Below are 23,372 nucleotides of genomic sequence, written 5' to 3' on the forward strand. Positions count from 1 at the left end.
ACCGGGCGACGCGGGTGGCGTCCGGCGCACGCGGGAACGGCCGACGGCGGCCGGGACCGGCGGAACCGGGCGAGACCGGCCGGGCGCGGGCGCGGGTGCGGTGGTCCGGCGCGCACGGCGGGCGCACGCGCGGCACGGCCGGCCGGGTTTGGCTAAGCGCTTGCTCGTTCAGGGCTTGTGCCGGGTGCGGCGCGTTCATAGCATCGTCGGTGTCACATCGGTTGTGTCACAGCGAGGGGGCCCCGGATGGCGACAGGACGGACACCCGGACGGGACGGCCCGCTGACCGGGGTGCGCGTGGTGGAGCTGGCCGGGATCGGTCCCGGGCCCTTCGCCGCGATGCTGCTCGGCGACCTCGGCGCGGACGTGGTGCGGGTGGACCGCCCCGGCGGCGCGGGCCTCGGCATCGACCCGGCCGCCGACGTCACCCACCGCAACAAGCGCGCGGTGGTCGTCGACCTGAAGTCCCCGGAAGGATCCGCCCGCGTCCTCGACCTCGCCGCCCGCGCCGACATCCTGATCGAGGGCTACCGGCCCGGCGTCGCCGAACGCCTGGGCGTCGGCCCCGAGGAGTGCCGTGCCCGCAACCCCCGCCTGGTCTACGGCCGGATGACCGGCTGGGGACAGGACGGACCGCTCGCCCCGCGCGCGGGGCACGACATCTCCTACATCGCCGTCACCGGCGCCCTCGGCCTGATCGGCGAGCCGGACCGGCCCCCGGCCGTCCCCGCCAACCTCCTCGGCGACTACGCGGGCGGCTCCCTCTACCTCGTCGTCGGCGTCCTCGCCGCCCTGCACCACGCCCGCGCCACCGGTGCGGGACAGGTCGTGGACGCCGCCGTGGTCGACGGCACCGCCCATCTGTCGGCGATGCTGCACGGCATGCTCGCCGCCGGCGCCTGGCAGGACCGCCGCCACGCCAACCTCCTGGACGGCGGCTGCCCCTTCTACGGCACCTACGAGACCGCCGACGGCCGGTACATGGCGGTCGGCGCGCTGGAGCAGCGGTTCTACGACGAGTTCATGACTCGCCTCGGCATCCCCGGGCAGGCGCCCGCCCGCGACGACATGACCCGCTGGGGCGCGTTGCGCGAGGCGATCGCCGCCCGCTTCCGCACCCGTACCCGGGACGAGTGGACGGCCGTGTTCGAGGACTCCGACGCCTGTGTGGCGCCCGTCCTGTCGCTGCGCGAGGCGCCGCACCACCCGCACCTCGCCGCGCGCGGCACCTTCACGGAGCACGCCGGCCTCACCCAGCCGGCCCCCGCGCCCCGCTTCTCCGCGACCCCCGCCACCGTGCGCACCGCGCCCGCCGGGCCCGGCCACGGCGCCGACGCCGTGGCCGCCGACTGGAACCTGCCCGCCCTGTCCGCCCTGCCCGTCCCGCCCGCGACCCCGCTCCCGGAAAACCCTCAGTGAAAGGTCTGCCCGTGACCACCGAAGCGTACGTGTACGACGCGATCCGCACCCCGCGCGGACGCGGCAAGGCGAACGGCGCCCTGCACGGCACGAAGCCCGTCGACCTGGTCGTCGGACTCATCCACGAGCTCCGCGCCCGCTTCCCGGACCTCGACCCGGCCGCCGTGGACGACATCGTGCTCGGCGTCGTCGGCCCGGTCGGCGACCAGGGCTCCGACATCGCCCGGATCGCCGCCGTCGCCGCCGGACTGCCGGACACCGTGGCCGGGGTCCAGGAGAACCGCTTCTGCGCCTCGGGCCTCGAAGCCGTCAACCTGGCCGCCGCCAAGGTGCGTTCCGGCTGGGAGGACCTGGTTCTGGCGGGCGGCGTCGAGTCGATGTCCCGGGTGCCGATGGCCTCGGACGGCGGTGCCTGGTTCAACGACCCGATGACCAACCTGGCCACCGGCTTCGTGCCCCAGGGCATCGGCGCCGACCTGATCGCCACCATCGAGGGCTTCACCCGGCGCGACGTCGACGAGTACGCGGCCCTCTCGCAGGAACGCGCCGCCACCGCCGTCAAGGAGGGCCGCTTCGCCCGCTCCCTGGTCCCGGTGAAGGACCGGAGCGGCCTCGTCGTCCTCGACCACGACGAGCACCCGCGCCCCGGCACCACCGCCGACTCCCTCGCGGGGCTCAAGGCGTCCTTCGCCGACATCGGCGAGTTGGGCGGCTTCGACGCCGTAGCCCTCCAGAAGTACCACTGGGTGGAGAAGATCGACCACGTCCACCACGCGGGCAACTCCTCCGGCATCGTGGACGGCGCCTCGCTCGTCGCCATCGGCTCGCGCGAGACCGGCGAGCGCCACGGCCTCACCCCGCGCGCGCGGATCGTCTCCGCCGCCGTCTCCGGCTCCGAGCCCACCATCATGCTCACCGGGCCCGCCCCCGCCACCCGCAAGGCCCTCGCCAAGGCCGGACTGACCATCGACGACATCGACCTCGTCGAGATCAACGAGGCGTTCGCCGCGGTCGTGCTGCGCTTCGTGAGGGACATGGGCCTGTCCCTGGACAAGGTCAACGTCAACGGCGGCGCCATCGCGCTCGGCCACCCGCTCGGCGCCACCGGCGCGATGATCCTCGGCACCCTCGTCGACGAACTGGAGCGCCAGGACAAGCGCTACGGCCTGGCCACCCTGTGCGTCGGCGGCGGCATGGGCATCGCCACGATCGTCGAGCGCGTCTGACCCCCAGCGGCACCCCGGGCCGGCAGCGCCCAGGACCCCCGGACTTCTACGGAGACCCTGACATGACCGAGAGCACGACCATCCGCTGGGAACAGGACGACACCGGTGTCGTCACCCTCGTCCTCGACGACCCGAACCAGTCCGCGAACACCATGAACCAGGCGTTCCGCGACTCGCTCGCCGCGATCACCGACCGCCTGGAGGCCGAGAAGGACTCCGTGCGCGGCGTCATCCTCACCTCCGCCAAGAAGACCTTCTTCGCCGGCGGCGACCTGCGCGACCTGATCCGGGTCACCCCGGACACCGCGCAGGACCTCTTCGACGGCGGCCTCGCCATCAAGCGGAACCTGCGCCGCATCGAGACCCTGGGCAAGCCCGTCGTCGCCGCTCTCAACGGCGCCGCGCTCGGCGGCGGCTACGAACTCGCCCTCGCCTGCCACCACCGCGTCGCCCTCGACACCCCCGGCACCCGGATCGGCTGCCCCGAGGTCACCCTCGGCCTCCTTCCCGGCGGCGGCGGAGTCGTCCGCACCGTCCGGCTGCTCGGCATCACCGACGCTCTGCTCAAGGTGCTGCTCCAGGGCACCCAGTACAACGCCCGCCGCGCCCAGGAGAACGGCCTGGTCGACGAGGTGGCCGACACCCCCGGGGAACTGCTGGCCAAGGCCCGCGCCTTCATCGACGCGCACCCCGAGTCGCAGCAGCCCTGGGACCGGCCCGGCTACCGCATCCCGGGCGGCACCCCCGCGAACCCGAAGTTCGCCGCCAACCTGCCCGCCTTCCCGGCCAACCTGCGCAAGCAGACGGCCGGCGCGCCCTACCCGGCGCCGCGCAACATCATGGCCGCCGCCGTCGAGGGCGCCCAGGTCGACTTCGAGACCGCCCAGGTCATCGAGGCCCGCTACTTCGTGGAGCTGGCCGCCGGGCAGACCGCGAAGAACATGATCCAGGCGTTCTTCTTCGACCTCCAGGCCGTCAACTCCGGCGCCAACCGCCCCCAGGGCATCGAGCCCCGCCCGGTGCGCAGGGTCGCCGTGCTCGGTGCCGGGATGATGGGCGCGGGCATCGCCTACTCGTGCGCCCGCGCGGGCATGGAGGTCGTCCTCAAGGACGTGTCCCTGGAGTCCGCCGTCAAGGGCAAGGGCTACTCCGAGAAGCTGTGCGCCAAGGCCGTCTCCCGGGGCCGTACCAGCCAGGAGAAGGCGGACGCGCTGCTCGCCCGGATCACCCCCACCGCGGAGGCGGCCGACCTCGCGGGCTGCGACGCGGTGATCGAGGCCGTCTTCGAGGACCCGGCCCTCAAGCACAAGGTGTTCCAGGAGATCGAGCACGTCGTCGCCCCGGACGCGCTGCTGTGCTCCAACACCTCCACGCTGCCCATCACCGCGCTCGCCGAGGGCGTGGAGCGCCAGGGCGACTTCATCGGGCTGCACTTCTTCTCCCCGGTCGACAAGATGCCCCTGGTCGAGATCATCCGGGGCGAGCGCACCGGCGACGAGGCGCTGGCCCGCGCCTTCGACCTGGTGCGGCAGATCAAGAAGACCCCGATCGTGGTCAACGACTCGCGCGGCTTCTTCACCTCCCGGGTCATCGGCCACTTCATCAACGAGGGCGTGGCGATGGTCGGCGAGGGCATCGAGCCCGCCTCCGTCGAGCAGGCCGCAGCGCAGGCCGGCTACCCGGCCAAGGTGCTCTCCCTGATGGACGAGCTGACCCTCACCCTGCCCCGCAAGATCCGCACCGAGTCGAAGCGGGCCGTCGAGGAGGCGGGCGGCACCTGGCCCACGCACCCCGCCGAGGCGGTCGTCGACCGCATGGTCGACGAGTTCGGCCGCACCGGACGCAGCGGCGGCGCGGGCTTCTACGCGTACGGCGAGGACAGCCGGCGCGCCGGGCTGTGGCCGGGACTGCGTGAGCACTTCACCAAGCCCGGGTACGAGATCCCCTTCCGCGACATGCAGGAGCGGATGCTCTTCGCCGAGGCGCTCGACACCGTCAAGCTGCTGGAGGAGGGCGTCCTGACCTCGGTCGCCGACGCCAACATCGGCTCCGTGTTCGGCATCGGCTTCCCCGGCTGGACCGGCGGCGTGCTCCAGTACATCAACGGCTACGAGGGCGGGCTGCCCGGCTTCGTGGCCCGCGCCCGGGAGCTGGCCGGGCGCTACGGCGAGCGATTCACCCCGCCCGCCCTGCTGGTCGCCAAGGCGGAGCGCGGGGAGACCTTCACCGACGCCCGCTGAGGCACCGCTCAGCCGGAGGGCGCGTCCTCGGCCCCGGGGCTCCCCGGGGCCCCGGGCGGGTCCTCCGGAGCGCCCTCGGGGGAGCCGACCCACTCCCGCAGCTCCTCCTTCAGCGAGCGCTGGAAGGTGGTCAGCAGCGCCTGCACCACCAGCGGGTGCATGTGCGCGGACAGGGACCTCACGTCCTCGGTGTCCCGCTCGGCCACCGCGTCGCGCAGCAGCCCCGACAGCTCCCGGGCCGCCGCGCGCGCGTGCTCGATCAGCGCCGTACGGGCGGCGAGCACGGTCTCCTCGGACAGCGGCACGTCGAGCAGCTCCACCCCGAGCCGCAGCAGCCCGGTGTCGACCCGGAACGCACCGTCCTGCCGGGTCAGCACGCTCATCGCGGCCAGCCGCTCCACGTCCTCGTCGCTCAGCCGCCGCCCGGCCCGCCGGGCCAGCTCGGGCCGGGACAGCGTCTCCACGCCCTCCGGCGCCCAGGAGGCGACCACCGCGCGGTGCACGGCCAGGTCGTGCGGGCTCAGACCGGGCGGGAGCTGCCGCAGATGGCGTTCGATCGCCGCCAGGGTCATGCCCTGGTGCTGCATCTCCTCGATCAGCTCCAGGCGCGCGAGGTGGTCGCGGCCGTAGCGCCCCACCCGGCGCGGGCCGATCACGGGCGGCGGCAGCAGGCCCCGGCTGCCGTAGAACCGGACCGTGCGCACCGTGACCCCGGCGCGCGCGGCCAGCTCGTCGATGGTGAGGGCCGGCTCGCCGGTGTCGGTGGTCGTCATGTGCAGCAGTATCGCTGTCGCACCAATGGTGTGAAAGCCGGTGACCGATCTGCGTGGAAAGTGTGAGAAGGCCCGCTGTGTGACATCTGTCATCGCATGAGAAGTGATCTCTCGGGGAAGCTGCTTGTCTGGCCTGTACCGCGTCCCCAGTGGTCCGAGCCGGAATTGTACGGACACCCGGGCGCACCTCTGCCCGGCCCCCAGAGAGTGGAAACCACCGCGTGAGCAAGGATTCCGTGCGCACGGCACAGGTCACCGGCGATCCCCGGGCGACCGCCGCACCCGCCGACGCGGGTGACGCCGGGTACAGCAAGGACCTCAAGCACCGCCACGTCAACATGATCGCCATCGGCGGCGCGATCGGCACCGGCCTCTTCCTGGGCGCCGGCGGCCGGCTGCACACCGCCGGACCGGCGCTGGCGGTCGCCTACCTGGTCTGCGGCATCTTCGCGTTCTTCGTCGTACGCGCCCTCGGCGAACTGGTCCTGTACCGGCCCTCCTCCGGATCCTTCGTGTCGTACGCGCGCGAGTTCCTCGGCGAGAAGGGCGCCTACGTCGCCGGGTGGATGTACTTCCTGAACTGGTCGACGACCGGCATCGCCGACATCACCGCGATCGCCCTCTACACGCACTACTGGAGCCTGTTCACGCCCGTCCCGCAGTGGGTGCTGGCGCTGATCGCGCTCGCCGTCGTCCTCACCGTGAACCTGATCTCGGTGAAGATCTTCGGCGAGATGGAGTTCTGGTTCGCGATCGTCAAGGTGGCCACCCTGGTCGGCTTCATGCTGATCGGCATCTTCCTGCTGACCACACAGCACCAGGTGGACGGCACGACGCCCGGCTGGAGCGTGATCAGCGACCACGGCGGTCTGCTGCCGCACGGCGCGATGCCGGTCGTCCTGGTCATGCAGGGCGTGATCTTCGCCTACGCCGCGCTGGAGCTGGTCGGTGTCGCCGCGGGCGAGACCGCGGAGCCGGAGAAGGTCGTCCCGCGCGCGGTGAACTCGATCATGTGGCGCGTCGCCCTGTTCTACGTCGGCTCGGTCGTCCTGCTCGCCCTGCTGCTGCCCGGCTCGGTCTACTCCGCCGGGGAGAGCCCCTTCGTCACGGTGCTGTCCAAGATCGGCGTGCCCGCCGCCGGTGACGTGATGAACCTCGTGGTGCTCACCGCGGCCATGTCCTCCCTGAACTCCGGTCTGTACTCCACCGGCCGCATCCTGCGCTCCATGGCGATGTCCGGATCGGCCCCGAAGTTCACCCGTGTGATGAGCCGCAGCCAGGTCCCCTACGGCGGCATCCTGCTGACCTGCGCGGTCTGCGTGCTCGGCGTGGTGCTGAACTACCTGGTGCCCAGCCAGGCCTTCGAGATCGTGCTGAACGTCGCCTCGCTCGGCATCGTCAGCACCTGGGTGATCATCATGGTCTGCCACCTGGTCTTCGTCCGCCGGGCGAAGGCGGGCCTGCTCGACCGGCCGCACTTCCGCCTCCCGGGCAGCCCCGTCACCGAGATCGCCACCATCGTCTTCCTGCTGGCCTGCCTCGGCCTGATGTGGAACGACCCCGACGTCGGCCGCAAGACCCTGCTCATGATCCCGCTGATCGCCGTGCTGCTGGTCGCCGGCTGGTTCGGGGTGCGCCGCCGGGTCACCGAGCAGGCGAGCGAGGCGCCCTCCCTCACGAAGTAGCAGGTCACGGCCACTGTCAGTGGTGGCCCTTACGGTGGCGTCATGTCGGAGATCGAGTACGTCCGGGGCGACGCCACCGCCCCGCGGGCGACGGGCCCCAAGGTGATCGCCCACGTCTGCAACGACCGCGGCGGCTGGGGCCGGGGCTTCGTGCTCGCGCTCTCGCGCCGCTGGCCGGAGCCGGAGGCCGCCTACCGGGCCTGGTACCGCGACCGCGCGGACAACGACTTCGCACTCGGCGCCGTCCAGCTGGTGCGCACCGGCCCAGAGCTCTGGGTGGCCAACATGATCGGCCAGCACGGCGTGCGACGCGGCGGCGGCAAGGGCGTCCCCGTCCGCTACGAGGCGATCGACACCGCCCTGGACCGCCTGGCCGGCCACGCGGCGGCGCTGTCCGCCTCCGTGCACATGCCGAGGATCGGCTGCGGTCTCGCGGGCGGCGACCGGGAGCGCGTCGAGCCGCTGGCAGCGGCCCGGCTGCTGCGCCGGGGGATACCGGTGACGGTGTACGACTCCGAGGACACGAAACCGCAGGAGGCCCAGGAAGCCCAGGAGGCCGTGGCGGGCCGGACCGCTCTCCAGCCCGCCGGGGTCGGGAGCGGTCCGGCCGTGGGGTCACCTGGCGTGGACGTCGTTCGTCGCCTCGATCTTCTTCCATGAGCGGGGCTGCGCCGGGGCGGTCCCGGCCGGCGCGGCGAAGGACGCCGCCCGTGCCGCGGGAGCGGCCGGCTTGACCGGCTGGAACAGCCAGGTGTCGAAGAGCGCGGCCAGCGGCTTGCCGGACACCTGCTCGGCGTACTTCTGGAAGTCGGCCACGGAGGCGTTGCCGTAGGCGTGCTGCTGCGGCCAGCCCTTCAGCAGGGCGAAGAACGCCTTGTCACCGATCGCGTTGCGCAGCGCCTGGATGGCGACGGCACCCCGGTCGTAGACCGGCGCGTCGAACTGGTGGTCGGGGCCCGGGTCGCCCGGCTTCACCGTCCAGAAGGCGTCGTCCGCCGGGTGCGAGGCGTACACGTAGTCCGCCAGCTCCTGCGCCGTGCCCTCGCCCTCGTGCTCGGACCACAGCCACTGCGCGTACCGCGCGAAGCCCTCGTTGATCCAGATGTCCTTCCAGCCCTTGAGCGACACGCTGTCCCCGTACCACTGGTGGGCCAGCTCGTGCACCACCACGGAGGTGTTGGAGCCGCCCGCGAACTGCGCGGGGCTGTAGTAGACGCGGGTCTGCGTCTCCAGCGCGTACCCGGTGGTCGTGTTCGGCACGTACCCGCCCGCCGAGCTGAACGGATACGGCCCGAAATAGCCGCTCAGCCAGTCGACGATCTCCCCGGTGCGCTCCACGCTCGCCCGCGCCGCGCCATCGTTGTCGCCGAGGTCCTTGCTGTAGGCGTTGACGATCGGGACACCGCCCTCGGAGGTGCCGGTGGTGATGTCGAACTTCCCGAGCGCGAGCGTGGACAGATAGGTCGCCTGCGGCTTGTTCTGCCGCCAGTTGTAGCGGGTCCAGCCCAGCTTGGAGGAGACCGACTGGAGGGTGCCGTTGGAGATCGCCTGCGTGCCGTCCGGCACCGCCACCGACACGTCGTAGGTGGCCTTGTCGCCGGGGTGGTCGTTGCTCGGGAACCACCACCAGGCGGCCTCGGGCTCGTCCGCCGCGACCGCTCCGTCCGGGGTGCGGTGCCAGGTGGAGAAGCCGTACGCGCTCTTGGTGGAGGGCACACCGCGGTAGCGCACGACCACCGTGACCGGTGTGCCCTTGGCCAGCGGGCTCTTCGGCGTGACCACCAGCTCGTGCTGCCGGGCCGTGGTGAAGGCGGCCTTGGACCCGTTGACCCGCACCTCGCTCACGTCCAGCAGGAAGTCCAGGTCGAAGCTGGACAGGTCCTGCGTGGTCCGTGCCGAGATCGTCGCGGTGCCCTCCAGCTCGTCCGTCGCGGGCTGGTACGTCAGCCGGAGGTCGTAGTGGGAGACGTCGTAGCCGCCGTTGCCGTAGTCGGGGTAGTAGGGGTCGCCGAAGCCCGGCGCGCCGGGGGAGTGGCTCGCGGCCGACGCCGGGATCGCCAGCAGGAGGGAGGCCGCCGCCAGAGTGCCCGGCACGATGATTCTGCGGTGCACGTCAGCTCCAAGTCGTAGGGGGACGAGGTCTGTTCGGAGCCTATTGAGTCCCTGTGACCCCAGCCATGTCCATGGCCACCGCTGTCACAAGATCGCCATTCGGCCGTCATGAGCGAAACACTCTCGTGCTCCTGTGGTCCCTTTCGTCACCCCTGTCCCGGCGACACGTCAGCTTCCCTCTTCTGCGCGGCAGTTGCCCCCTGTACCGTCCCGCTCATGCCGAACAGCATGCGCATGACCACCTGGAGAACGCTCGCCGTGGCGGCCGTCGCCGTCCTGGCGGCCGTCCTCCTCAGCCCGGCGGCGCACGCCGCCCACCAGGATGCCCGCGGCCCCCGCGAGAGCCGGCCCGTCTACTCCTACGCCGACGCCGTCCGCGAGTCCGTCTGGGTCGACACCGGACTCGACGGGGACGGCGATGGGAAGTCCGACCGCGTCGCCGCCGACATCGTCCGGCCCCGGGAAGCGGCCCAGCAGGGCCGCAAGGTGCCCGTGATCATGGACGCCAGCCCCTACTACTCCTGCTGCGGACGCGGCAACGAGAGCCAGCTGAAGACGTACGACGCGGACGGCCGCGTCGTGCAGATGCCCCTGAACTACGACAACTACTTCGTGCCGCGCGGCTACGCCTTCGTCGGCGTCGACCTGACCGGCACCAACCGCTCCGACGGCTGCGTCGACGTCGGCGGCCGCTCCGACATCCAGTCGGCCAAGGCCGTCGTCGACTGGCTCAACGGCCGCGCCAGGGCCTACAGCACCCGCACCGGCACCACCCCCGTCAAGGCCACCTGGACCGACGGGAAGACCGGCATGATCGGCAAGAGCTGGGACGGCACCATCGCCAACGGCGTGGCCGCCACCGGCGTCAAGGGCCTGAAGACCATCGTGCCGATCAGCGCCATCTCCTCCTGGTACGACTACTACTTCTCCCAGGGTGCCCCGCTGTACGGCTCGGGCCCCGAATGGCTCTCCGACGCCGTCGAGAGCGACGCCGCGCACGCCCACTGCGCCGCCGTGCAGCAGAAACTCGTCGACGGCGCCCCGCGCAACGGCGACTGGACCTCCCTGTGGTCCGAGCGCGACTACGTCAAGGACGCGGGCAAGGTCCGCGCCAGCGTCTTCGTCGTGCACGGCATGCAGGACCTCAACGTCCGCACCAAGAACTTCGGCCAGTGGTGGGACGCCCTCGCCGCCCACGGCGTGGAGCGCAAGATCTGGCTCTCCCAGACCGGCCACGTCGACCCGTTCGACTACCGCCGCGGCGCCTGGGTCGACACCCTGCACCGCTGGTTCGACCACGAACTCCTCGGCTACGACAACGGTATCGACCGCGAACCCATGGCCGACGTCGAACGCCACCCCGACCAGTGGGAGACCAGCCCCCTCTGGCCGCCGCGCGGCACCGCGACGACCACCCTGCGCCCCGCGCCCGGCACCCGCGCGGGCGTCGGCGCCCTCGGTCTGCGGCCCGCCCGGGGCACCGAGACCTTCACCGACGACCCGAAGCGCAGCGAGACCGACTGGGCCGCGCAGATCGACAGCCCGACCCCGGACAAGGCCGGGTTCGTCACCGGTCCGCTCACCCGCGACCTGCGGCTGTCCGGCTCCTCACAGGTCACCGTGACCGCCACGTCCACCACCGCGAGCGCCCATCTGTCCGCCGTCCTCGTGGACATCGGCCCCGACACCATCCGCGACTACACCGACGGCGGCGAGGGCATCACCACGCTCACCGACCGCACCTGCTGGGGCGCGAGCACCGCCGGGGACAGCGCCTGCTACCTGGAGACGGCCGCGAAGACGACCGCGGTCGGCTTCACCGTCGTCAGCCGCGGCTGGGCCGACCTCGGCCACCGCACCCCGCAGGGCAAGGGCGGCCCGCTCGTCCCGGGCAAGGCGTACAGGCTCACGCTCGACCTGGCCGCGACCGACCACGTCGTGCCCCGGGGCCACCGCCTGGCGCTGATCGTCGCGGGCACGGACAAGGACCTCATCGATCCGCCGTCCACCACCCCGACCCTCACCTTGGACCTGTCGCGCACCTCGGCCGCCCTCCCGCTGGTCGGCGGCGCACCCGCGTTCACCCGCGCCACCGCCGGTGGCACGACCGGCCGCACCGTGTCCCCGCACGCCCTGACCGGCCTGCGCGCCCCGCACACCACCCACCCGCTGCCCGGCCGGTGACGGCCCGGCACTGACACGCGCCGCGAGCGCGCCGAACGAACGGGGGCGGCCGGACCGACGGGTCCGGCCGCCCCTCGCGTCGGCCGGTGCCGCGGACGAGAAGGCGCGCGCGGGGCGAGCAGGCCGGTCAGGACGCGGGAACACCGTCCGGCCGTGCCGGAGAGGGAGGCAGGCCCCTGGCAAGGCTGTCGGCCGGTGCCGCGTGCCGGACCCGCCGGTCCGGCACGCGGCACCGGCCGACAGCCTTGCCAGGGGCCTGCCTCCCTCTCCGGCACGGCCGGACGGTGTTCCCGCGTCCTGACCGGCCTGCTCGCCCCGCGCGCGCCTTCTCGTCCGCCGGACCGGCGCGCGCGCCGCCGGTCCGTGCCCGCGCCCGTGCCGTCGCGCGCTCCGGCGCCGGGTCGCACGCGTCCGCCCGCATCAAACCGGCGCACCTGCCCCCGCGCGCCGCCGGCCCGCCGGGTCGAGCGGGTGACACCGCGCCGCGCACCGCGCGTACCGCTCACGCGCGCACCTGGCGGGTGCCCTCCCGCATCCGCCGCCCGGCCGGGTCCGGGCTGCCGTCACGCGGGCACACGGTCGCGAGGCGCGGTCAGTTCGAAGGGGCCGGGACCGCGAGGCCGGCGGCCTGCCGCGCGCAGCCCCAGGCCACGGTCACTCCCGCGCCGCCGTGGCCGTAGTTGTGCACCAGGGTCCGGCCGTCCGGCAGGGTCTCGCGCTCCAGGCGTACGCCGGTGCGCCGCGCCGGGCGCAGACCGACCCGGTGTGCCAGCACCCGCGCACCGGCGATCTCCGGCCGCAGGGCCGCGCACCGGGCGACGATCCGCTCGGCCACCGCCGGATCCGGCTCCGTCGACCAGTCGCCCTTCTCGGCCGTCCCGCCGAGCAGGAGACCGCCCGGCTGCGGGATGTAGTAGACCGACTCCGCCGAGACGTCGTCGACGGCGGTCAGCCACGTCGTGACCCCCGGGTTCTCCACGACCACCAGCTGCCCGCGCACCGGATGCACCTCCGGATCGGGAACGAGATCGCGCGCGCCGAGCCCGGTGCAGTTGACCACCACCGGGGCGTCCACGGCGGCCAGCTCCGGCACCGTCCGCTCCTCGATCACCCCGCCCGCGGCGCGCAGCCGCTCCCGCAGCCAGGGCAGATGAACCGACATGTCGACCACCGGCAGCCGCGCCCACAGCGCCGTACCCGCGTACTCCCCGGCGCGCGCCGGGCGCAGCCCCGGCACCCGCGCCGCCCACGGCCCGAGCCCGTCCAGCCGGGTCCCGCCGTGCACGCCCTCGACCATCCGCACGCCGGTCTCCCCGGGGCGCGCGGCCAGCTCCGTGTACCTGTCCAGGGTGTGCAGCGCCCACTCCCCGACGAGCGCCTCCGGCTCGATCCGGTACGGCCACCACAGGCCGCCGGCCACCGCCGAGGTCGTCCGCTCGGCGGGCTCGCGCGTCCACACCCGCACCCGCCTGCCGCTCTCGGCCAGCACCACGGCGGTGGTCAGTCCTATGACCCCGCCGCCGACCACCACCACATCGCCGCTCAGTTCACCGTTCATCCCGGGACCGTAGCCGAAGGCGCCTGGGCGCGCCCGGCCGGATCCCGTGCCCGGCCCGCACCGGGCTGCGGGCCGGGCGCCGCCAGGCCCTAAGATCGGCCCTCTGATGACTGCCACCCTCGTCGCCAAGAACCTCGCCGCCGGACACGGCGACCGCGCGCTGTTCACCGGGCTCGACCTCGTCGTCGCCCCCTCGGACGTGATCGGTCTCGTCGGCGCCAACGGCGCGGGCAAGTCCACGCTGCTGCGGATCCTCGCCGGACTGGCCGCGCCCGAGCAGGGCGACCTCGCGCTCTCCCCGCCGACCGCGACCGTCGGCCACCTGCCCCAGGAGCCCGAGCGTCGCCCCGGCGAGACCGTACGGGAGTTCCTGGGCCGCCGCACCGGGGTCGCCGCCGCCCAGCGCGCCATGGACGAGGCCACCCAGGCGCTCGTCGACGGCGCCCCGGGCGCGGACGACGCCTACGCCGCCGCCCTGGATCGCTGGCTCGGTCTCGGCGGCGCCGACCTCGACGAGCGCGCCGAGGAGACCACCGGCTCGCTCGGTCTCGCCGTCGACCTGGACCAGGCCATGACGTCCCTGTCGGGCGGCCAGGCGGCCCGCGTCGGGCTCGCCTCCCTGCTGCTCTCCCGCTACGACGTCTTCCTGCTCGACGAACCGACCAACGACCTGGACCTGGACGGCCTGGACCGGCTCGAACGCTTCGTCACCGGTCTGCGCGCGGGCACGGTCGTCGTCAGCCACGACCGCGAGTTCCTCACCCGCACCGTCACCAAGGTCCTCGAACTCGACCTCGCCCAGCGGCAGATCAACCTCTACGGCGGCGGCTACGCGGCCTATCTGGAGGAGCGCGAGGTCGCCCGCCGGCACGCCCGCGACGACTACGAGGAGTACGCCGACAAGAAGGCGGCCCTCCAGGAGCGCGCGCAGACGCAGCGGTCCTGGATGGACAAGGGCGTGAAGAACGCCCGGCGCAAGGCGGGAAGCGACAACGACAAGATCGGCCGCAAGTTCCGCAGCGAGGCCAGCGAGAAGCAGGCCGCCAAGGCCCGCCAGACCCAGCGCATGATCGAACGCCTGGAGACCGTGGAGGAGCCCCGCAAGGAGTGGGAGCTGCACATGGAGATCGCGGCGGCCCCCCGCTCGGGCGCGGTCGTCGCCACGCTGCGCGACGCGGAGGTGCGGCGCGGCTCCTTCGCGCTCGGTCCCGTCTCCCTCCAGATCGACTGGGCGGACCGGGTGGCGGTCACCGGCGCCAACGGCGCGGGCAAGTCCACCCTGCTCGCCGCGCTGCTGGGCCGCCTCCCCCTGGACGCGGGGCACGCCACCCTCGGCTCCGGCGTCCTGGTCGGCGAGGTCGACCAGGCCCGGCACCTGTTCCACGGTTCCGAATCGCTGCTGGACGCCTTCCGCGCGGCCGTCCCGGACACCGAGCCCGCCGACGTACGCACCCTGCTCGCCAAGTTCGGCCTGAAGGCGGACCACGTGCTGCGCCCCGCCGCGACCCTCTCCCCGGGCGAGCGCACCAGGGCCGCGCTCGCCCTGCTCCAGGGCAGGGGCGTCAATCTGCTCGTCCTGGACGAGCCGACCAACCACCTGGACCTGCCCGCCATCGAGCAGCTGGAGTCCGCCCTGGACGCCTACGAGGGCACTCTCCTGCTGGTGACCCACGACCGGCGCATGCTGCGGGCCGTCCGCACCACCCGCCGCCTGGAGGTCGTGGACGGCAAGGTGAGCGAGTACCCGGGCGCGTTCTGAGGGCCGGGCACGGCGGCGGACCCGGGAGGCGCCCACCGGGGCCGCACCCACGGGGCTTTACACTCGGCAACCGTTGTCCAGCGCACAGAGACCGCACCGCAGACCGAAAGGCATGGTTGTCCATGTTCCAGGACGCGCCCATCTACCACCAACTCGTCGCCGAACGCGGGGACGTGCCCGCCCGGGTCCGTGACGCGGCGACGAGCATACGGAGGGAGCTCGACCAGGTGATGCGGACGGGCCAGCCGTCGGGCGCCTTCGAGCCCGGCCCCGCCGGACGCGGCGCCGGTCCCCGCGCGCACTCCGCGCTGCCCCCCGGCCAGGGCCCGCGCTGACGTCCCGCAGCGCCGCCGGGTTTCCCCGGCCCCGTCGCACCCGGCCCGTCCCGCCCGCGTGTCCCAGGCAGTGACACGCACCGGACGGTGGACGGCCGGCCGCGCCGGGGCCTTTTCGGGGGCCGCAGGACCACCGGGCCCGGACCGCGCCGCCGCACGGCGGCACGGTCCGGGCCCGCGGTGTGTCAGCGGCGGCCCTTGTCCCCGCCGTTCAGCAGGCCCGCGCGGCGCAGCGCGTCCGCCATGGCGCTGTTGGCCGGCGGCGGCGTCTGACGCGCACCGCCGCCGCCCCCACCGCCGCCGCGCCCCTGGCCCTGGCCCTGGCCCTGCCGCTGCTGCGGCGGCCGGCCGCCGCGCTGCCTGCGCGCCTCACCGCCGCCGCCCTGCCCCTGCCGCTCCTGCGGAGCCGCCGTGTCGTCCAGGCGCAGCGTCAGCGAGATCCGCTTGCGCGGGATGTCGACGTCCAGGACCTTCACCTTGACGATGTCACCGGGCTTGACCACGTCCCGCGGGTCCTTGACGAACGTCCTCGACATCGCGGAGACATGCACCAGACCGTCCTGGTGGACACCGACGTCCACGAACGCGCCGAAGGCCGCCACATTCGTCACCACGCCCTCCAGCACCATCCCGGAGGACAGGTCGGAGATCTTCTCCACGCCCTCCTTGAAGGTGGCCGTCCGGAAGGCGGGCCGCGGGTCGCGCCCCGGCTTCTCCAGCTCCTTGAGGATGTCGGAGACCGTGGGCAGACCGAAGGTGTCGTCGACGAAGTCGGCCGGGCGCAGCGCGCGCAGCACGCCCGTGTTGCCCACCAGGGAGGCCACCTCCTGGCCCGTGGTCTTCACCATGCGGCGCACCACCGGATACGCCTCCGGGTGGACGCTGGAGGCGTCCAGCGGGTCGTCGCCGCCGCGGATCCGCAGGAAGCCCGCGCACTGCTCGTACGCCTTGGGGCCGAGCCGGGAGACCTTCTTCAGCTGGGCGCGCGAGGTGAAGGGGCCGTTGGCGTCGCGGTGCGACACGATGTTCTCGGCGAGGCCCGAGGTGATGCCGGAGACCCGCGCGAGCAGCGGCACGGACGCCGTGTTGACGTCCACGCCCACGCCGTTCACACAGTCCTCGACCACCGCGTCCAGGGAGCGGGACAGCTTCACCTCGGACAGGTCGTGCTGGTACTGGCCGACACCGATCGACTTCGGGTCGATCTTCACCAGCTCGGCCAGCGGGTCCTGGAGGCGGCGCGCGATGGACACCGCGCCGCGCAGCGAGACGTCCATGCCGGGCAGCTCCTGCGAGGCGTAGGCGGAGGCCGAGTACACCGAGGCGCCCGCCTCCGACACCATCACCTTGGTGAGGTTCAGCTCCGGGTGCCTGCTGATCAGGTCGGCGGCGAGCTTGTCGGTCTCCCGCGAGGCCGTGCCGTTGCCGATGGCCACCAGCTCGACCGCGTGCTCCTCGGCCAGCCGCGCCAGCGTGGCGATGGACTGGTCCCACTTGTTGGCCGGGACGTGCGGGTGGATCACGTCCGTGGCGACGGCCTTGCCGGTCGCGTCGACCACGGCGACCTTCACGCCCGTACGGAAGCCCGGGTCCAGGCCGAGCGTGGTGCGGGTGCCGGCCGGGGCGGCCAGCAGCAGGTCGCGCAGGTTGGCCGCGAACACGTCCACCGCCTCGTCCTCGGCGGCCGTGCGCAGCCGCAGCCGCAGGTCGATGCCGAGATGGACGAGGATCCGGGTGCGCCAGGCCCACCGGACCGTGTCCTTCAGCCACTTGTCGGCGGGCCGCCCGCGGTCGGCGATGCCGAAGCGGTGCGCCACGATCCCCTCGTACGAGGACGGCCCCTCGGTGGCCTCCTCGGGCTCCAGGACGAGATCGAGGACCTCCTCCTTCTCGCCGCGCAGCATCGCGAGGATCCGGTGCGAGGGCAGGTCGGTGAACGGCTCGGCGAAGTCGAAGTAGTCGGCGAACTTCGCGCCCGCCTCCTCCTTGCCCTCGCGCACCTTCGCGGCCAGCCGCCCGCGCGTCCACATGCGCTCGCGCAGCTCGCCGATCAGGTCGGCGTCCTCGGAGAACCGCTCGGTGAGGATCGCGCGGGCCCCGTCCAGGGCGGCCTGCGGATCGGCGACGCCCTTGTCCGCGTCCACGAACGCCGCCGCGGCGGCCGACGGTTCGACACCCGGGTCGCCGAGCAGGCCGTCCGCCAGCGGTTCGAGGCCCGCCTCGCGCGCGATCTGCGCCTTGGTGCGCCGCTTCGGCTTGAACGGCAGGTAGATGTCCTCCAGCCGCGCCTTGGTCTCGGCGCCGCGGATCCGCGCCTCCAGCTCGTCGGTGAGCCTGCCCTGCTCGCGCACCGACTCCAGGATCGCGGCCCGCCGGTCCTCCAGCTCCCGCAGATAGCGCAGCCGCTCCTCGATCGTGCGCAGCTGCGCGTCGTCGAGCGTCTCGGTGGCCTCCTTGCGGTAGCGGGCGATGAAGGGCACCGTCGAACCGCCGTCGAGCAGCTCCACGGCGGCCTTGACCTGCCGCTCCCGTACGCCGAGCTCCTCGGCGATCCTGCCTTCGATGGACCCTGTGAGGGGTGTCGTCACGTTCCCGTACCGCCTTCTCCACTTCGGGTTGCGCGGCAATTGTGGCAGGCGGCACCGACAAGCGGGGGACAGGGCGGTGTCCGGCGGGGCGCGTCGCGCGCCCGGACCGCGCCGCACGCGCTGCGCGCGCCCCGCCGGGCATCCGCCGGGCGCATGGCAGGAAAGGTGGGAAATCCGTCGTTGCGGCCGTCGGTGGGGCCGCCGAGAATCGGGACCATGGCGCAGCGAACCGTTCTCTTCGTCCTCTTCGACGGCGTGCAGAGCCTGGACGTCACCGGCCCCCTGGAGGTCTTCGCCGGTGCCGAGAAGCACGCCCCCGGCAGCTACCGCGTCCGCACGGCCTCCCTGGACGGCGCACCCGTCCGTACCTCCAGCGGTCTGAACGTCGTACCGGACTCCTCGCTCGAAGAGGCGCCCGCTCCGCACACCCTGGTCCTGCCCGGCGGCGAGGGCACCCGCAGGCCCGATCCGCGCCTGGTCGACTGGGTGCGCGGACAGGGGCCGCGCGCGGCCCGGCTGGTCTCGGTGTGCACCGGCGCGATCCTGCTGGCCCGAGCGGGCCTGCTGGACGGCCGCCGGTGCACCACCCACTGGGCGTACTGCGCCACCCTGGCCCGCGACCACCCGGCCGTGCGGGTCGAGGCCGATCCGATCTTCGTACGGGACGGCACGGTGTCGACCTCGGCCGGGGTCACCGCGGGGATCGACCTGGCGCTCGCGCTCGTCGAGGAGGACCTGGGCCGGGACACCGCGCTCTGCGTCGCCCGCCATCTGGTGGTGTTCCTGCGCAGGCCGGGCAACCAGGCCCAGTTCAGCGCCCAGCTCACCGCCCAGACGGCGCACCGGGACCCGCTCCGGGACCTCCAGCAGTGGATCACCGAGCACCCGGACGGTGACCTGGGCGTGGACGCGCTGGCCGCCCGCGCGGCCCTCTCGCCGCGCCACTTCGCCCGCGCCTTCCGCGCCGAGACGGGCATGACGCCCGGCCGGTACGTCGACCGGGTCCGGCTCGAACACGCCCGGCGGCTGCTGGAGGACACCGCCGACGGCGTCGAGGAGATCTCCCGGGCCAGCGGCTACGGCACGCCCGAGGCCATGCGGCGCGCCTTCGTCCGCACCCTGGGCGCCGCCCCGGCGGAGTACCGCCGCCGCTTCCGCCCCGCCCCCACCGCCTGACCGCCCCGCGCGCACCGCCCGACCGCCGCGACCCGCGTACCACCCGCGCGCCGCGCAGCACGCACCACGCGCCCCGCGCACACCACACGTCCCGCGCACACCACACGCCCCCACCGGAGGGAACACCATGCAGATCGCCATCGTCCTCTACGACCACTTCACCGCCCTGGACGCCGTGGGCCCCTACGAGACGCTGGGCCGGCTGCCCGGGGCGGACACCGTCTTCGTCGCCGAGCGGACCGGGCCCGTGCGCGCCGACACCGACAACCTCGCCCTGAGCGCCGACCGCACCCTGGCCGACGTACCGTCCCCCGACGTCGTGGTCGTGCCGGGCGGCCCCGGGCAGCGGACGCAGATGGACAACCCGGTGCTCCTCGACTGGCTGCGCGCCGCCGACGCGACCACCACGTGGACCACCTCGGTCTGCACCGGCTCCCTGCTGCTGGGCGCCGCCGGGCTGCTGCGCGGTCGGCGCGCCACCTCGCACTGGCTGGCCCTCGACCACCTCGGAACCCTCGGTGCCGAGCCCACCGGCGAGCGGGTGGTGACCGACGGCAAGTACGTCACCGCCGCCGGTGTCTCGGCCGGCATCGACATGGGCCTGACCCTGTTCGGCCGGATCGCGGGCGACGAGCGGGCGCAGGCCGTCCAGCTCCTGATCGAGTACGACCCCCAGCCGCCCTACGACGCCGGATCCCCGCAGAAGGCGCCCGCCCACCTGGTGGCGGAGCTTCGCGGCGCCGGACGCGCGCGCTGACCCGGAGCCCTACCCGGCGCTCCAGGTGAAACGCGGTGCCCTGCGCTCCAGGAAGGCGGCGACCCCCTCGGCGGTGTCGCCGCTGCCGCGTGCCTCGGCGCTCCAATGGGCGTCCCGGCCGGTGCGGCCGTCCGCGAACTCCTTGGCCGCGGCCTGCGTCAGCTGCGAGCGCGCGGCCAGTACGCCGGTGAACTCCGCGACCCGCTTGCCGAGCCCGCCCTCGGGCAGCACCTCGTCGACGAGACCGGTGCGCAGCGCCCGCCACGCGTCGATCAGCTCGCCGGAGAAGAGCAGGTACTTGGTGGTGGCCGGGCCCACCAGGGACACCAGCCGCCGGGTCGCGGAGGCGGGATAGACGATGCCGAGCTTCGCCGGGGTCACCCCGAACAGCGCGCCCTCCTCGGCGAACCGCAGGTCGCAGGCGGCCGCGAGCTGGGCGCCGCCGCCGACGCAGTGTCCGCGCACCGCCGCCAGGGTCGGCTTGGGGAAGGCGGCGAGCGCCTCCTCGGCCGCCACCGCCAGCGTCTGCGCCTCCTCGGGCGAGCGCCGGAGCGTGGAGATGTCCGCCCCGGCGCAGAACGTCCCGTCCGCGCCGGTCAGCACCAGCACCCGTACGCCCGGATCGGCGGCCAGGCGGTCCAGGAGCGGTGGCAGCGCGCGCCACATCGCGGCCGTCATGGCGTTGCGCTTGGCCGGGTGGTGGACGACGACGGTGGCGACCGCGTCGGTGACGTCGTGCAGCAGCTGCGGCTCCATGGCCCGGATGCTATCGGGGCGACCGGGTGTGCGAACGGGACGGGTACGACCGCGCTCCCCGGGCGGCGCCGCCCGTACGATCCGTACAACCCGAAGAGTTCGCAAACGCGGCACCGACTGAGCAGAACCGTTTCTCTGAGGGGCCGGAACAGCCAGGAACGATCGGGACGCGCCGGATACCGGCCGACTTGCGTCAGTCCTTGGGGATGAGCGCCGCGTTACCAACACTCGACGTGTGGTGACAATCGAGCGCGAGGGCGGCGACCGGACGATGGACGACCAGGGGCGCGGGAACGGACCGCGCCCGGCAGGCGGCACGGGGGCCCCGCCGACCGGAACACCGCCGCACCCGCTGCCGTACGAGGGCGTCTGGCGCTTCACCGCGCCCGCCGTCGACGCCTCCGTCCCGCAGGCCCGGCACGCTGTGCGCGATCTGCTGCTGCGCCAGCGGGTGCCGGTCTCCGACGACCTGGTGCACGGACTGCTGCTGATCGTGTCCGAGCTGGTCACGAACGCGGTGCGGCACGCGGCGGTGGTGTCGCCGGTGCTCGCCGTCGAGGTGGCCGTCGGCGCCGAGTGGCTGCGGATCTCCGTGGAGGACGACCACCCCTACCGGCCGACCGCGCTGGAGACCGACCACGGCCGCACCGGCGGACGCGGACTGCTGCTGGTGCGCGAGATCGCCCGGGAGGCGGGCGGGGTCTGCGACGTCCAGCACACGGCGGGCGGCGGCAAGGTGATCTGGGCCGCCCTGCCGCTCACCCTCGCGCCGTAGCCGCCGTAGCCGCCGTAGCCGCCGTAGCCGCCGTAGCCGCCGTAGCCGCCGTAGCCCCGGCGGGCCGGGCCCTACGGCCTCACCAGCCCGCGGGGCCGGTCAGCTCCCGGACCGCCGGACGGGCCGCGTCCAGCACCGTCATGAACCACGCGGAGAACGGGTCGCGCGCGTGCCGCTCGGCCAGCTCCGCCGGGGAGACGAACGCGGTCGCGCCGACCTCCTCCGGATCGGGCCGCAGCGCCGACTGCACCAGGCCGACGAACAGGTGGTTGAACTCCTGCTCCACCAGGCCCGAGGCCGGGTCCGGGTGGTTGTAGCGGACGGTGCCCGCCTCCGCGAGCAGCGTCGGGGAGACCCCCAGCTCCTCGTAGGTCCGCCGGGCCGCCGCCGCGAACGGCGACTCGCCGGGGTACGGATGGCCGCAGCAGGTGTTGGACCACACGCCGGGGGAGTGGTACTTGCCCAGCGCCCGCTGCTGGAGCAGCAGCCGGCCCTGCTCGTCGAAGAGGAACACGGAGAAGGCGCGGTGCAACTGCCCCGGCGGCTGGTGCGCGGCGAGCTTCTCCGCGGTGCCGATCGTCACGCCGTCCTCGTCGACGAGTTCCAGCAAGATCGCGTCCGCGGTGCCGTTCGACGAGCTGTGCGTCGCGGTGGCAGGTGTGATCGGCATACCCATCCTTCGCATCGGTCCTCGAGCCCCAAGTCTGCCGCACGAAACCGGCACTCCCGGCACTTCCCGGCGTACCCGCATGTCCCGCGCCCGGCCGTGGACACGGCCGGACGGGGACGTCAGCGCACAGGGGCCCGGTTACTGATCGTGCCCTGCCGGACACCGGCGGAACCGTCCGGATCCCCCGGCGGACCGGCGCCCCAAACGGCGCTCAGTGGCACAGCCGCGCCTCGTGCTCGGCGTGCCCGCCGGGCTCCAGCTGGAAGGTGCAGTGCTCCACGTCGAAGTGGTGGCCGAGGCAGCCCTGCAACTCGTGCAACAGCTTTTCGTGACCGATGGCGCTCAGCACCTCGGAACTGACCACCACGTGCGCGGACAGTACCGGAAGGCCGGAGGTGATCGTCCAGGCGTGCAGATCGTGGACGTCCTCGACGCCGTCCAGGGCCAGGATGTGCGCGCGCACCTCGTCCATGTCCACGTTCTTCGGCGCGGCCTCCAGCAGGACGTCCAGGGTCTCGCGCAGCAGCTTGACCGTGCGCGGCACGATCAGCAGGCCGATGGCGAGCGAGGCGATCGGGTCGGCGGCCTGCCAGCCGGTGAGCAGGATGACCGCGGCCGAGATCATGACGGCCAGCGAGCCGAGCGCGTCCGCGGCCACCTCCAGGAAGGCGCCCCGCACGTTCAGGCTCTCCTGCTGGCCCCGCATCAGCAGCGTCAGCGACACCGAGTTCGCCACCAGGCCGATCAGACCGAACACGATCATCAGCCCGCCGTGCGTCTCGGCGGGCGTCATGAACCGCTGCACCGCCTCGTACAGGACGTAGCCGCCGACGCCGAGCAGCAGCAGGCAGTTGGCCAGCGCGGCGAGGATCTCGGCGCGGGCGTAGCCGAAGGTGCGGTTGCCGCCCGCCGGCCGGTTCGCGAAGTGGATGGCGAGCAGCGCCATGCCCAGGCCCAGGGCGTCCGTGGCCATGTGCGCCGCGTCCGCCACCAGTGCGAGCGAGTCCGCGAGCACCCCGCCGACGATCTCCACCACCATGACGGCGAGCGTGATCGACAGCGCGACGCGCAGCGTCCCGCGATGGGCGGCCGCCGCCGTGCCGGCGGCGCCGTGCGTGTGCCCGTGGTCGTGACCGGCCCCCATAGCCTCTCCACCCTCCTGTGTTCCGTCCCGGGTATCCGCCAGGAACCACAGTGAACTACGGGTGGGGGGTATGGGGCAACGCGGCACTGAACACCGTTGTCATGTGCTCTGACCTGCGTAAACGATCCGCAGGTCAGAACGTTTCGGCGGGGCGGCGCCCCGGCGCGCGGCCCGCGCGCCGCCGTCCGCCCCGCGCTTCACGCGACGGGGTGAAC

16 protein-coding genes and 1 pseudogene are annotated in these 23,372 nt (G+C 73.5%); 10 read left to right on the forward strand and 7 right to left on the reverse strand.

Going from position 1 to position 23,372, the window contains the following annotated elements:
- Positions 1–246: 246 nt before the first annotated feature.
- The 3 genes from B086_RS0122580 (at position 247) to B086_RS0122590 (ending at position 4,885) form a co-directional block, all read left to right on the forward strand.
- On the forward strand, positions 247–1,419 hold the full coding sequence (locus B086_RS0122580; RefSeq protein WP_026252670.1) for a CaiB/BaiF CoA transferase family protein: 1,173 nt from the start codon (positions 247–249) through the stop codon (positions 1,417–1,419).
- Between the two features lie 11 nt (positions 1,420–1,430).
- Entirely contained in the window at positions 1,431–2,645 is a 1,215-nt protein-coding gene (locus B086_RS0122585) for an acetyl-CoA C-acetyltransferase (RefSeq protein ID WP_018568704.1), read from the forward strand.
- Between the two features lie 62 nt (positions 2,646–2,707).
- On the forward strand, positions 2,708–4,885 hold the full coding sequence (locus B086_RS0122590) for a 3-hydroxyacyl-CoA dehydrogenase NAD-binding domain-containing protein (protein WP_018568705.1): 2,178 nt from the start codon (positions 2,708–2,710) through the stop codon (positions 4,883–4,885).
- Between the two features lie 8 nt (positions 4,886–4,893).
- Here the strand turns inward: B086_RS0122590 and B086_RS0122595 are convergent, their stop codons facing one another.
- Positions 4,894–5,658 (reverse strand): MerR family transcriptional regulator, encoded by a 765-nt coding sequence (locus B086_RS0122595; protein ID WP_018568706.1) that lies wholly within the window; start codon positions 5,656–5,658, stop codon positions 4,894–4,896.
- Positions 5,659–5,879: 221 nt separating this feature from the next.
- Here B086_RS0122595 and B086_RS0122600 point away from each other — a divergent pair, with 221 nt between their 5' ends.
- Complete coding sequence (locus tag B086_RS0122600; protein WP_018568707.1) at positions 5,880–7,343, forward strand: amino acid permease; 1,464 nt, start codon at positions 5,880–5,882, stop codon at positions 7,341–7,343.
- 42 nt (positions 7,344–7,385) lie between these two features.
- A pseudogene (locus tag B086_RS40550) lies at positions 7,386–7,865 on the forward strand (macro domain-containing protein); the annotation flags it as partial.
- Between the two features lie 93 nt (positions 7,866–7,958).
- On the opposite strand, the gene B086_RS0122610 reads toward B086_RS40550, so the two are convergent.
- Complete coding sequence (locus B086_RS0122610; RefSeq protein ID WP_018568709.1) at positions 7,959–9,455, reverse strand: M1 family metallopeptidase; 1,497 nt, start codon at positions 9,453–9,455, stop codon at positions 7,959–7,961.
- Between the two features lie 216 nt (positions 9,456–9,671).
- Here B086_RS0122610 and B086_RS0122615 point away from each other — a divergent pair, with 216 nt between their 5' ends.
- A complete protein-coding gene (locus B086_RS0122615) occupies positions 9,672–11,639 on the forward strand; it encodes a Xaa-Pro dipeptidyl-peptidase (protein WP_026252671.1) in 1,968 nt (655 codons plus the stop codon).
- A 592-nt stretch (positions 11,640–12,231) separates the two neighbouring features.
- Here B086_RS0122615 and B086_RS0122620 read toward each other — a convergent pair.
- Positions 12,232–13,197 carry an NAD(P)/FAD-dependent oxidoreductase gene (locus tag B086_RS0122620; protein WP_018568711.1) on the reverse strand — a complete coding sequence of 322 codons (966 nt, stop codon included), beginning with the start codon at positions 13,195–13,197 and terminating at the stop codon, positions 12,232–12,234.
- Positions 13,198–13,303: 106 nt separating this feature from the next.
- Here B086_RS0122620 and B086_RS0122625 point away from each other — a divergent pair, with 106 nt between their 5' ends.
- Complete coding sequence (locus B086_RS0122625) at positions 13,304–14,956, forward strand: ABC-F family ATP-binding cassette domain-containing protein (RefSeq protein WP_018568712.1); 1,653 nt, start codon at positions 13,304–13,306, stop codon at positions 14,954–14,956.
- A 520-nt stretch (positions 14,957–15,476) separates the two neighbouring features.
- Here the strand turns inward: B086_RS0122625 and B086_RS0122635 are convergent.
- Positions 15,477–17,879, reverse strand: coding sequence for a Tex family protein (locus tag B086_RS0122635; protein ID WP_018568714.1), 2,403 nt, complete (start codon positions 17,877–17,879; stop codon positions 15,477–15,479).
- A gap of 216 nt (positions 17,880–18,095) precedes the next feature.
- On the opposite strand from B086_RS0122635, the gene B086_RS0122640 reads away from it, so the two are divergent.
- Both B086_RS0122640 and B086_RS0122645 read left to right on the forward strand, forming a co-directional pair.
- A complete protein-coding gene (locus tag B086_RS0122640) occupies positions 18,096–19,055 on the forward strand; it encodes a GlxA family transcriptional regulator (RefSeq protein ID WP_018568715.1) in 960 nt (319 codons plus the stop codon).
- A 127-nt stretch (positions 19,056–19,182) separates the two neighbouring features.
- On the forward strand, positions 19,183–19,812 hold the full coding sequence (locus tag B086_RS0122645) for a DJ-1/PfpI family protein (RefSeq protein ID WP_018568716.1): 630 nt from the start codon (positions 19,183–19,185) through the stop codon (positions 19,810–19,812).
- Positions 19,813–19,821: 9 nt separating this feature from the next.
- Here the strand turns inward: B086_RS0122645 and B086_RS0122650 are convergent, their stop codons facing one another.
- Complete coding sequence (locus B086_RS0122650; RefSeq protein ID WP_018568717.1) at positions 19,822–20,568, reverse strand: enoyl-CoA hydratase/isomerase family protein; 747 nt, start codon at positions 20,566–20,568, stop codon at positions 19,822–19,824.
- Positions 20,569–20,839: 271 nt separating this feature from the next.
- Between B086_RS0122650 and B086_RS0122655 the strand changes: the two genes are divergently transcribed.
- Positions 20,840–21,343, forward strand: a complete 504-nt coding sequence (locus B086_RS0122655; RefSeq protein WP_051115896.1) for an ATP-binding protein — start codon at positions 20,840–20,842, stop codon at positions 21,341–21,343.
- 79 nt (positions 21,344–21,422) lie between these two features.
- On the opposite strand, the gene idi is transcribed toward B086_RS0122655, so the two are convergent.
- Positions 21,423–22,013, reverse strand: coding sequence for an isopentenyl-diphosphate Delta-isomerase (gene idi / locus B086_RS0122660; protein ID WP_018568719.1), 591 nt, complete (start codon positions 22,011–22,013; stop codon positions 21,423–21,425).
- A gap of 211 nt (positions 22,014–22,224) precedes the next feature.
- Positions 22,225–23,157, reverse strand: a complete 933-nt coding sequence (locus B086_RS0122665) for a cation diffusion facilitator family transporter (protein WP_018568720.1) — start codon at positions 23,155–23,157, stop codon at positions 22,225–22,227.
- Positions 23,158–23,372: the final 215 nt, after the last annotated feature.

Source organism: Streptomyces sp. PsTaAH-124, from assembly GCF_000373685.1.
In the GTDB taxonomy this organism is placed as follows: Bacteria; Actinomycetota; Actinomycetes; order Streptomycetales; family Streptomycetaceae; genus Streptomyces; species Streptomyces andamanensis.